At 26.6% G+C, this 12,295-nt stretch carries 9 protein-coding genes; 2 read left to right on the top strand and 7 right to left on the bottom strand.

What is annotated here, in order from left to right; genetic code table 11:
- Positions 1-224: 224 nt before the first annotated feature.
- A complete protein-coding gene (locus JJC01_08555; GenBank protein ID UDN59897.1) occupies positions 225-791 on the bottom strand; it encodes a carbonic anhydrase in 567 nt (188 codons plus the stop codon).
- Positions 792-1,242: 451 nt separating this feature from the next.
- A complete protein-coding gene (locus tag JJC01_08550; GenBank protein ID UDN59896.1) occupies positions 1,243-2,010 on the bottom strand; it encodes a type I 3-dehydroquinate dehydratase in 768 nt (255 codons plus the stop codon).
- Positions 2,011-2,313: 303 nt separating this feature from the next.
- On the opposite strand from JJC01_08550, the gene JJC01_08545 reads away from it, so the two are divergent.
- Complete coding sequence (locus JJC01_08545) at positions 2,314-3,222, top strand: LysR family transcriptional regulator (GenBank protein UDN59895.1); 909 nt, start codon at positions 2,314-2,316, stop codon at positions 3,220-3,222.
- 78 nt (positions 3,223-3,300) lie between these two features.
- On the opposite strand, the gene JJC01_08540 is transcribed toward JJC01_08545, so the two are convergent.
- Positions 3,301-4,512, bottom strand: a complete 1,212-nt coding sequence (locus tag JJC01_08540; protein UDN59894.1) for a GNAT family N-acetyltransferase — start codon at positions 4,510-4,512, stop codon at positions 3,301-3,303.
- 416 nt (positions 4,513-4,928) lie between these two features.
- On the opposite strand from JJC01_08540, the gene JJC01_08535 reads away from it, so the two are divergent.
- Positions 4,929-5,561: a CatB-related O-acetyltransferase gene (locus JJC01_08535; protein ID UDN59893.1), complete on the top strand. Its 633-nt coding sequence runs from the start codon at positions 4,929-4,931 to the stop codon at positions 5,559-5,561.
- 225 nt (positions 5,562-5,786) lie between these two features.
- Here the strand turns inward: JJC01_08535 and JJC01_08530 are convergent, their stop codons facing one another.
- From JJC01_08530 to JJC01_08515, 4 genes are all read right to left on the bottom strand, one after another.
- Positions 5,787-7,787, bottom strand: a complete 2,001-nt coding sequence (locus tag JJC01_08530; protein ID UDN59892.1) for an FAD-dependent oxidoreductase — start codon at positions 7,785-7,787, stop codon at positions 5,787-5,789.
- Between the two features lie 262 nt (positions 7,788-8,049).
- The gene (locus JJC01_08525) at positions 8,050-8,919 is read right to left on the bottom strand and encodes a radical SAM protein (protein ID UDN59891.1); all 870 of its coding nucleotides are present in this window, start codon (positions 8,917-8,919) and stop codon (positions 8,050-8,052) included.
- Between the two features lie 97 nt (positions 8,920-9,016).
- Positions 9,017-9,874, bottom strand: coding sequence for an alpha/beta hydrolase (locus JJC01_08520; GenBank protein UDN59890.1), 858 nt, complete (start codon positions 9,872-9,874; stop codon positions 9,017-9,019).
- 225 nt (positions 9,875-10,099) lie between these two features.
- The gene (locus JJC01_08515; protein ID UDN59889.1) at positions 10,100-12,118 is read right to left on the bottom strand and encodes an FUSC family protein; all 2,019 of its coding nucleotides are present in this window, start codon (positions 12,116-12,118) and stop codon (positions 10,100-10,102) included.
- Positions 12,119-12,295: the final 177 nt, after the last annotated feature.

The raw sequence follows: 12,295 nt of genomic DNA, 5'->3' as shown, positions 1-12,295 counted from the left end.
TAAAAAATTCATATAAATTTCATTTATTAAATATTTTTCTATTGATTAGTTATGATTTTAATAGTTAATAATAAGTTTTTTAATTAGCTAACTACTTATATTTTTCATTAAAACCTTAAGATAAACCTTTTCATAAATTTATCAATTAAAAAAGGTTGTCTCAAAATAAATTTTGAAACAACCTCTTATTTAATAATATATTACTTATATACTATAACAATATATTATTTATCCTCATATCCATTTACAACAACATCTATTTTTCCAGTTTCTGGCGATATAATCAACCCATGCACAACAATTCCCTCTGGAATTAAAGGATGATTTTTTATTAAATTAATACTATCTTTTACAGAATCCTCTGCTGAATCAAATCCATGTAACCATTGTTTTGTATCAATTCCTGCACTACGAAGTGTAAGTATTACATCATTTGATATTCCTCTATCTAAGATTTTATTTAGTAATTTATCCGTATCCACATTGCACATACCACATCCATGATGTCCTACAACCATAACTTCATCCACATCAAATTCATAAATTGCAACTAAAATACTTCTCATAATACTTCCAAATGGATGCATTATAGTAGCACCTGCATTTTTTATCAGTTTAACATCTCCATTTTTAAGATTCATGGCTTTAGGTAAAAGTTCAGTTAATCTTGTATCCATACATGATAGGACTACTATTTTTTTATTTGGATGTTTTGAGGTTGCATACTGTTCATATTCTTTATTTTTTACAAATGATTTATTGTACTCTAATATCTCTTCAAGTCTTCGCATATGTAATCTCACTCTCTATAAAAATTTTTTATATTATTATATCACTATTGGACTACAATATATACATATATAATTTAATTTATATTTATCATCTATTTTTATAAAATTATTATTTTTCCATAATTTCACATATTAGTTATATTAGTAAAGACTCTTATAATAATCTTTTAATAATCAAAATTAGAATTATATATTTTTGTTATTTAATTAAATAATTCTTTTAAAACTTTATTACCTAAATTTAATCCTATTATAGTTACTTTTCCATCCTTAACTCCGCTATATTTAAAAACATTAGTTTTGCCAGAAGAATAGCTAAATTCTAAATATACATCAGATGAATTTACAAAACCTTATGCCTTTAATATTTTTTTAATGAGTGTAGCTTTTCCTACTCCTAAAAAACCTGAAACAACATCAACCTTTATCATATATACTCAAGTCTTTTAAACTAATTAATACTTTTATGTAATATACGTAGTATTGAATTTAGTTCTTCAACTGACATTTGACCTGGTGCAGAAACCTTTTTAACTGCTCCAAAAGTCAATGCTGAGCCAAATATTTCCCCACACAAACGACTTATAACTCCCATTCCTGCCATAGACATAGTTATTATTGGTCTATCTGCATAAACTTGAACCATTTCATTTGTAGCTGTAAGCAACACTAGAACATCTCTTTCATTTTTTGGCATAACAGCTATTTTAGGTAAGTCTGCTCCTAGTTTTTGCATTTTGCATAAACGAGATATAATCTCTTCTTTTTTGGGAGTTTTATTAAAATCATGATTCGACATGACTACTTTCACTTCTTTTTCATGAGCAAACTCGACTATTTCATTTACAATTTCATCTCCCATAAATAGCTCTACATCTATTAAGTCTATTAATCCTGTATTAGAGATTTCCTTATTTAAAATAGTATAATAATCTTTTGATATTAATTTTTGTCCACCTTCTTTTATACTTCTAAATGTAAATAATAGAGGTGTATCTGGTATATATTTTCTTAATTCATTAATAACTTCTTTAACTTGTTGAATATTTTCTACATTCTCAAAGAAATCAACACGCCATTCTACAACATCCAAACAAATTTCCTTTAAGTCATTAACTTCTTCAATAATTTCTTCTTTAGTTTTTCCAACTATTGGTACACAGATTTTAGGTATACCTTCTCCTATTCTAATATTTTTTACTTGTACTATATTATTCATATTTCTCCTCCACACATATAGAAGTTTTATCAGATTTTATATTCTTTACATCACAATATTATTATATCGTAAAAATACTATAAGTCATAACAATACTAATTCTACAGTAGTACTTCATTTTATATACTTACATTTAATTTTTTTACACTCTTTCTTGTAATTTCATTATATTACTTAATTATTATTAATAAAATACATATTATTCTTAATATTGATAGAATTAATCTATGAATTATGGTATAATATGGTATAATTTTGTAGAAATAACCCGAATTTTATTACTTATGAAGGGATTGAATATCAATGAACCTAAATCATTTGCATTACTTTAGAGTTTTAGCCAAAGTTGAGCACTATACAAAAGCAGCTACACAATTGTCTATAACTCAACCAAGCTTAAGTCATGCTATATCTGCTCTTGAAAAAGAACTGGGAACTTTTTTATTTGAAAAACAAGGTAGAAATGTTCGTTTAACTAAATATGGTAAATTTTTTTTAACTTATGTTGATAAAGCATTGAGTGAATTAGAAAGAGGAGAAAAAAAGCTTAGAGAATATACGAGTATATCAAAAGGTGTCATAGACTTAGGATTTATTTATACATTGGGAGCTTACTTCATTCCAGATATACTTGGTAAGTTTTTAGAAAAAGAGTCAAATAAAAATATTTCATTTTCATTTGGTCAAGGTACTACTAAAAAGATTATCCAAAGTTTAAAAGATGAAAAATTTGATTTAGCATTTTGCTCTTTTGTTCCAAATGAACCCAACATAGATTTTACAGCTATACTTCAGGAAGAATTGGTTGTAATAGTGCCATATAACCATCCTTTAGCCTCAAATGAAAGTGTAGACTTAAAGGATACAAAGGATTATCCTTTTATATTTTTCAGTGAAGATAGTGGAGTTAGACCAATTATTGATAAGCTCTTTGAAAAAGTTGATGTAAAACCACAAATTGTATGTGAAACAGAAGAAGATACAGCTGTCGCAGGTTTAGTTTCTATTAACTATGGTATAGCAGTTGTTCCAAATATTTTTGCTCTTAAATATTTTAATGTAAAGGTTTTATCAATAACAAATCCTATACATGAAAGATACATATATTTAGCTACAATGAAAAATAAATATTTAACTCCTGCTGTTAATAGTTTTAGAAACTTTGTTATTAATTATAGTAAAAACAATAATCTAATTGATAAAATGGAATAAGAACAAGTTAAAAAGGGATTGTTTCAGAGTAAATACTCTGTACAATCCCAGACACATTTTAAAATTTATTAAAGTTTATTAGAAATAATCTGAGAAATATGGATTTTCACGTTCAATAAGATTTTCTAATAAATCTACTATTTCTTTATCACAAGTAATTCTTTTTATTCTATGAAGATAAGTTGGTCTTTTGTAACTAAGCAACATAGTTGTAAGTGTTTGTATATCAAGCTTCAAATCATACTTATCACCACCAGAGGTTAGTATACCTTTACCTTCTTTAGAAACACTTAGTGTAAATACTCCTGTATTCCAATCTAATAAAGGGTCTTTTAATTGAAATACTAACTTTACTTCATTTTCTTGTTCTTTAAATGGATACTGATTTATAAATTGTTCTATATCAACAATTCTACCCATAAAGTATGGTTTTATATTTTCTTCTATGTCTCCATCTTCAAGTAAAAATGCCAATGGTTCATCTGTATATGTATTTCCAACCACTTTATTTATCATTGAAAAGTGAGCACTTATAAAATTCCATAATCCTGTACGTGCCTCTTCTTCTACAAATACCATTTCTTTAATATAGAATATTTCATCAGAAATCCAATATAACACATAACCTTGTGCTTCATGGTTTTTATCATAATAAATTGCACATGTTAAGTCATCTAAATCCCAACGCCAGTATTCTTCCCATGCCAACTCACTTCTAATCATAGATGCATGGCTCTTTTTAGAAAATCGTTCATAAACATTTCTGACATCTTCGTGTTCTATACTTACACGCTCAACTTCTCCTGATACCGCTTTAGGTTTTGGCAACTGAGTATCTTTAATTTCAAAAGATATCTTATCTGATATTATTTCCCATCCCTTACGGCGATAATATGGAATTGAGTATGGAAATAAATAAGATATAGATTGTTTTCTTTTTCTCATATCTGTTAATGCTTGTCGCATCAATTTATCCATAAGACCTAAATTAGAATATTCAGGATATGTTCCAACACCAGTAAGACCACCCATATCGTATTCTTGACCAAATATATTGATTTTAAATGGATAAACAGCTATTTGAGATACTAGTTTATCCTCATCAAACCAACCAAATACATCTGCTTGTCTTAATACAGGTAGTTTAGCAAGAGTTATTTCTCTTTCCTCCCAACCTACTTGTTGTAAATCATGGTTTGTCACTTGAAATACATAACGTAACAATTGATTGAATTGTTGCAAATGCTTAGTTTCTACTTTCTTCATTTCGAGTCTCTCTAGTCGACTCATAATAAAACCTCCTAAAAATAAATACATATAAATACTATCTATTTATATAATATAGATAATAAATTTACATAAATACTACATAAATATTTATATAAACATAATTTTATCATACCCAATATATTCTAGTCAAATCACTGTTGAAAATTAAAGTTTAATTCAATAATAGCATTATTTAACTTAATAAAAAATGATTTATATTTAGTATATCTTAAATACTTGTAATTTTTTATCACTTTGATATAATCAAATAAATAGACAATTGTAATAAAATACAATTTAGTTAAAAATATTTTATTTAAAATAAAATAATAAACTATAAATAAATAAGTAATATATAAGGAGTGATTCTGTGAAGAGATGCATTGTAATAATGGGATAGTCAGGAAAACAACATAATATAAAGGAGAGATTTAAACATGACTATTCCAAATTCAGATAAAATATATCCAAGAAGTAATGATTATCAAACTATATATCTTAAAAATGTGATTACAAGAGACAATATAAAAGTTGGAGACTATACAATATATAACGACTTTTATAATGACCCAAGGGATTTTGAAAAAAATAATGTACTATATCAATATCCTATAAACAATGATAAATTAATAATCGGAAAATTTTGTTCAATTGCATGTAATGTAAAGTTTTTAATGACTAGTGGAAACCACACTATGAAATCACTCTCTACTTATACATTTCCAATCTTTTATGAAGAATGGGATTTAGACATAAATCATATAACAGATGCTTGGGATAATAAGGGTGATATTGTAATTGGAAATGATGTATGGATAGGCTATGATGCTGTAATTATGCCAGGTGTAAAAATTGGTGATGGAGCAATTATTGGAACAAGAGCTGTAGTTACTAATAATGTCCCTCCATATTCTATTGTTGGAGGAATACCTGCAAAAATTATAAAGAAAAGATTTAATGATGATATAATTTCAAAATTATTAAAAATTAAGTGGTGGGATTGGTCATATGAAAAAATCCAATCAAGTATTCAACACATTCAATCAGGAGCTATTGATAGATTAGTTTAATATTTTATGACTAATTTATCTTAAAACGAGATTTAGGGGAAATCTTTTTAGGAATTCCCTTAAATCTACTATATTGCCAATAGTCCTACTTGATATAATTAAAATTAAAAATAGTACTAAGGTTATAAAACAAAGATAAATTAACTTTTCTAAAATTACTTTACTTTTATTATTTATTCTCTACAAGAGATTCGACTTTTCTAAAATCATCTCTATTATTTATTATCATAAAAGATTTAACTTTTCTAAAGTTGTTATTATATTTCTTCCTTCTCTAACTCCATCGATTATTCTTCGAGCTATTTTACTATCTCCTATATTTAGAACTTCCACATTTTTAGCTTCAAAATATTTCTTTAAATTATTCAAAATTGGATTATTAGATTTCATTCCTAAACATATAAATCCATAATCAAAATTTAGTAAGAACTCTTCTTCATTCTTCTTAACTTTAAAATTATCATCCTCAACTTCCAATAATGCTGTATTTGTATAAACATCAACATTGTAATCTTTTAACATCTTCATCATTGTCACCTTTGTTATAGGGTCTAAATCTTTGCCCACAACTGGTAACATCTCAACTATAGAAGTTTTAGCCTTATTTTCTGAGAAAAATTCTACAACATCTAATCCAACAGCTCCACCACCCACAACTACTACTTTCTTATTTTCTAAGTCTTTTGTTTTAAAATATTCTATATCATTAAATAGCTTAAATATTGAACTCACCTTTCCATTTTCTTGGTCTATCCTATCCATCAAACCAGTTATTGGTGGAAGTAATGGTTTTGAACCTGTAGCATTTATAATTATATCAGGTTTTAAATTTTCTATAAATTTAATATCGGCCTTTGTATTTTTAAAAACAATTAAATTTTTTAATTTATTAACTCTCTGTTTTAAATACTTTGGAAAATCATTTATTCTACTTTTATCCGGAAAAGTTGATATTGTCTCAGCAAGCCCTCCTATATCTGCTTTTTCTTCTAATAAAAATACATTACATCCCACCTCTGCTGCTGTGGCTGCGGCTTCGAGACCCGCCGTTCCTCCACCTATAACAACCACATTTGTTGTCTTATTTACTTTTCTTTGTTTATATTCTTCTCCATTTATTAAGTCTGGATTTACTGTACATCTTATAGGTCTATTTGCTCCAATTCTATTACCTGCACATCCTATATTACATGAAATACACTTTCTTATTGAATCTTCTTTTCCATTTTCTACCTTTTCAGCCCAATTAGGGTCAGCTATAAGGCCTCTTCCCATACCTATAAAATCCGCTTCATTATTTTCAAGTATTTTTGATGCTATCTCTGGATTCCTTATATTTCCAGTTATTATTGTTGTTTTTCCAAATCTTTTTTTAACTGCTTTAGACATATATGAACGCCACCCATCTTCTAATGTCATTGTATCGATTTGAAATTGTATAGAATCATTTAATGCTGCTGATACATTATATATATCTACTTCTTCATTTAAATATTCAAGAAGCTTTAAAGTATCATCTAAAGTATTTCCTCCCTCTATAAATTCATCAGCACTTATCCTTAAAGATATAGGAAATAAGGCTCCTACTTCGTCTCTAACTTTATCAATTACTAGTTTTGCAAATCTCGCTCTATTTTCAAGACTTCCACCAAATTCATCTGTACGCTTATTGTAAATTGGGGATAAAAATTGACTTATTAGATATGAGTGTCCAGCGTGTATCTCTATAGCATCAAAACCAGCTATTTGAGCTCTTTTTGCTGCCTTTCCATATTTTTTAGCTATATCTAGTATTTCTTCTTTCTTTAATTCTCTTGGTATTGTTCCTCCATTTTTTGAGGGTATGTTCGAAGAAGATACTGGAGTTAATCCATTTATTCTATCTGGCATAGCTGAAGCACCTGAATGATTAATTTGTATAGCTACACATGCACCATGTTTATGTAGACTCTCAGTTAACTTATATAAAGCAGGTATGTATCTGTCATGGTCTATTCTTATTTGTGTAGTTCCATTAGAACCTAAAGGAAAATCTACACAAGCATTTTCTACAATTATAAGTCCAGTTCCACCTTTAGCTCTTTGTTCATAATATTTAATGTGTTCATCTTTAAATTCTCCACTTTCTCCACCAAAGTTTGTTCCCATTGGTGGCATAACTATTCTATTTTTTACATTCATCCTTTTTATAGTTAATGGTTCAAAGATATTTTGATATATTTTCATTTCTATTCCTCCACACGTTTTTATGTTTATAGTTTTTGTGTTTTAAATTTATGTCTCTATTATAATGCGTAGAAATCTATTAAACCAGTGCATATTTTCATCATTATTGATAGATTTTTTCTATAATTTTATGATTATGTTTCTTAACAAAAAAAATCATGCTACATTAATAGTGATACACTATTAATGTAGCATGATTACTTAAACTCTAGATAATTTTAATATTTTACATCTACACATATATATTAAGAATAGCTAAATTTTACAGTCTTCTATACTCTTCTCTTTTTAATTTTAAGTTACTTAGATAATAATCTATCTCATCAATTAGACGTTGTTTATCCTCAGGTAATATTCCTTTTAAGTTAACATAATTTGAGGCATGATTACTTCTAAATACGACTTTTTCATTGGTATCTATATTTTTTATCATTTCTTTAATTTCTTGTAGCACAGCTTTATCTTCCAATACTGTAAATTCACCTGATTGAAGTAAATCGTAAAGTTCAGTATTAGGTTCTACCATTAAACTCAATACACCTACATAATCTGGTGAAATTGCTCCTAGCATTTTTCCTGTATCAACTCCATGTTGATTCGTTTTTTTAGTTCCTCCAAGACCTGCTATTACAGTAGCTGATAATTTAATACCATTTTGCTTAACTTTTCTACCAACTTTTATAAGTTGTTCACTATTAAATCCCTTTTTAATATCTTCTAATACCTCATCATTTCCACTCTCAAGCCCTAGATAAATCATCTTAACACCAAGTTTTTTTAACTCTTTAAGTTCATCATCAGTTTTTTTCTCTATAGACTTAGGAGAGCCATATAGAGTAATTCTTTCACACTCTGGAAAAACTTCTTTTATATACAATATTATATCTCTTAGTTTTTCCATTGGTATTATCAATGCGTCTCCATCTGCTAAAAATATTCTGTCTACATTTTTATAATGTCTTCTAAATATATCAATTTCATTTTTTATTACTTCTAATGGTTTTATTTTAAATTTCTTTGATTTGTACATACTACAAAATGTACATTTATTATGAGAACATCCTAGTGTAACTTGTATTATAAGACTATAAGCCTCACTTGGCGGTCTATAAAGTGGCATATCATATTCCATATTAAAATCCCCCTTTTAATCAACTCTTAATTTTATTATATTAATAATATTTACTTAAAATAATACTTTATATATATTATAAACTTCAAGCTTTTGTTTAAGATATATTATTTAAAAATTTAATAATACTATTTGCAGTAATCTTAAGCTGTTTTTCTTGACTTATAATAGCATCATTGTCTCCCTTTTGTTTTCCATAATCTCCAAATTGTGCATGATTTCCCCCTTCAATTTCAACATAAGTTGTATCATCAGGAAGTTTTTCTTTTGCTTCTATAAGATTTTTAAAATTAACTACTCCATCTTTACTTCCCCATATAGATATAACCTTTTTACCTAGCTGTTTTAGTTCATTGCCCATTGGATAAGAAGATAAAAACACAACTCCATCAATTAATTTATTGTCACGTGCAAAATTAGATGCAACAACTCCACCCAATGAGTGACCTCCTATTACCCAATGTTCTATATTATTGTAAGAATCCATAATTTTCTGTGCTTTATTAGTTCCAAGTATAGCTAGATTAAGTGGCATTTTTGCAATTACCACTTCATATCCACTTTCTGCTATTTTTCTTGCAAGTGGTGCATATGATTCAATTTCTACTTTAGCTCCTGGATAAAAAATTAGACCTTTAGAAACTTTTCTACCCTTCGGTGTAAATGAAATATTTTCATTTATGGTTACCTCAACTTTACTATTGCTAACTAATGCTTCTTTTGCTAGTTTTTGAGGTTCATATGTTTTGTTTATCCATATGAAAAAACTAAGCAGAATCAATACAAACAGTATACCTATTCCCATGAATATTTTCTTTTTTATATTAAATTTTCTATTATCATTTTTATCATCTTCGTTTTCAACCTCATCATAAAGTAAAGGTCTTTCAAGTTCCATAGTTATACTAAATGTATCATATTTCTTATTGCGCTTTACCTTTACATCTTTACTCATAAATCTAACCCCCATAATATTTGAATACTATTATAGTTTATCCTAAGTAAATTGTTTTTTCAACCAATGAAAAAAATCAATATTTTAACCTTTTTCACACAAAATTCATAAATATATGGTTTTTGTTTTTAATATACTATTTTCTGTTAACATTGTATAAAAGAAAAAGTCATATACTTTATTTTAAAGCTATGACTTTTTATATAATTTAATTAGATTAGAAAACTATGCAACTTCTTGCACTAACATTTTACTGATATTACTTATTCTATACATTTCTTTTACACCATTTAAGGTTTGAAGTAAATTTAGACAAATTATTTTATCGCCTAAACTTACTGTACTTTCAATACTATCTAAAATTACACTTCTTCCTTCATCATATTTATCAGCATCATAATTTGAAATATAACTAGTATCTCTCAATATTCTTTCTATATCTTCATCTCTAATATTATTCTTTTTGACATTTATATATAAATTGTACATATTACTTATTAGTAATTGTTGATTTTCTAAGAAATCATCTTGATGTTCATCTTTGTATATAGTATTTATCAGCATAAGTCTATCTTCAATAAGTGATGGCACTAATAATAGATTCTTTATATAATGAACATTGGTTGAATTTTCAATAGATTTATTAACTTCATTAATTATATTTTTAACTATACCTTTATACACATCTATAACATGCTGATACCCCATTTTTGCATCATATGGTAAAACAAATTTATTTATTATTAATGCAATAATTGCACCTAATACTACATATGAAATTCTACTCATAGTTAAAACATTAGGGTCTCCCATAACTGCTGCGGAACCAAGGGCTGAAACAGTTACACACACTATCAGTTTTCTATAATCAACTACATATGAGTTTATGTATCCTGCTAAAAGTACTATTAATGACCTTAATGTATTATCTTTTATTATTGAAAATGAAACAATAAATATTACCGCTCCTACTAGTGTACCTTCTATTCTTTTTCTGGATTTCTGCAAACAGTTCTCTGCATAAGGTTGTGTTAATGAAAACACAGTTAACATTATCCATCTTCCATCTTTTAAGTGAAAATAGTCCATAATAAAACCTGAGATTGCTGCAGCCAAAGCGATTTTTATTGCATAAGAAAATCTTATAGATTTTAAATTAAAATGTTGTTTATATATTGATATTCTTTTAAATTCATGTGGTATCTTTATTTTTCTTTCAACTCTTTTTTCCTCTTTTGATTTTACCTTTTTGTACTCTAATAAAAATTCATATAGATTTTCTAAAACACTATAAATTTCTTTCAAATTTATATTTTTAGTATCTTGAGCGACAACATAGTCTCTAAACCCAAGTATTTCTTTATCAGTTATCTTATCTTTATTTTCTAAGCACATCTTGATATAATTTACTTCTTTAGATACTACAACTAAAACATCTTCTTTACTATTTGTACTACTTTCTTTTAGCATATTTTTTATGTCTTCATCCTCAAATTCCTTAGTATCTATTTTATATCTATCTAAGATTAAACTTATTCTTTCTAATGAAAATAAGATATTTATTATATCCATTCCTTTAATACTAATAAAAAAATCATCTTTTCTATTATCAAATATAACCATTTTAAGACCTTTTGATATAGAATTTATTGTGTAATTACAACTATCTATTTTTCTCATATTAGACTTATTTACAGAATTATCACTGTTAATAATATTTTTTAAAAGATTTATTTTTTCCAACAACTCATCACATATAGATATTAATTCTTTGTCACCAATTTTTTTCATTCTATTTCTATTCATAACAAATTGAGCAATCATTATGACAAGTGAACCACTAGCTAAAGCCGATAATCTTATAGGAAATTCGCTTAATCCTACAGGTATACTTATCATAAATATATACATAAGACCAAAAGGTACATATACAGCCCTTTTCAAGTCATAACTAAATAAATATCCTATTATAAATAATGCTATAAAATTTAATAAAATTCCTAAATACATATTTTGTACTGCAAAAAACGATAATACTCCTAATGTTACGTTTATTATCAAGTATTTCAGTAAATTTTTAATTGGAGAAATAGTTAAATCCCTTTCCAAAAGCATTAGCATAGCTGTTACTATAGCCACACCTATAAGTGTATTTTTACTTCCAAATAAAGCTATAAATGCAGATATAAATGCTATTATAAAAATAAACAATTTAGTTTTTGATATTATTAATTTTTTTGTCATCAAATACCTCCTTAAAAATTTCAACAAAGTCAATTTTATCACACTTATTATCGTATTCAAAATCGTCTTTTCTACGTGAGGATTCTAATTTTTCTATTTATAATTCTAATTTTAATTCATATATTAACGAACTTTATAATCATATATAACATATATATTCATATGCCAGCATACGTT

The sequence above is a fragment of the Clostridioides sp. ES-S-0010-02 genome (genome assembly GCA_020641055.1).
In the GTDB taxonomy this organism is placed as follows: Bacteria; Bacillota; Clostridia; order Peptostreptococcales; family Peptostreptococcaceae; genus Clostridioides.
Note: the sequence above shows the minus strand (reverse complement) of the source record. Positions and strands in the feature narration are given on the sequence as shown.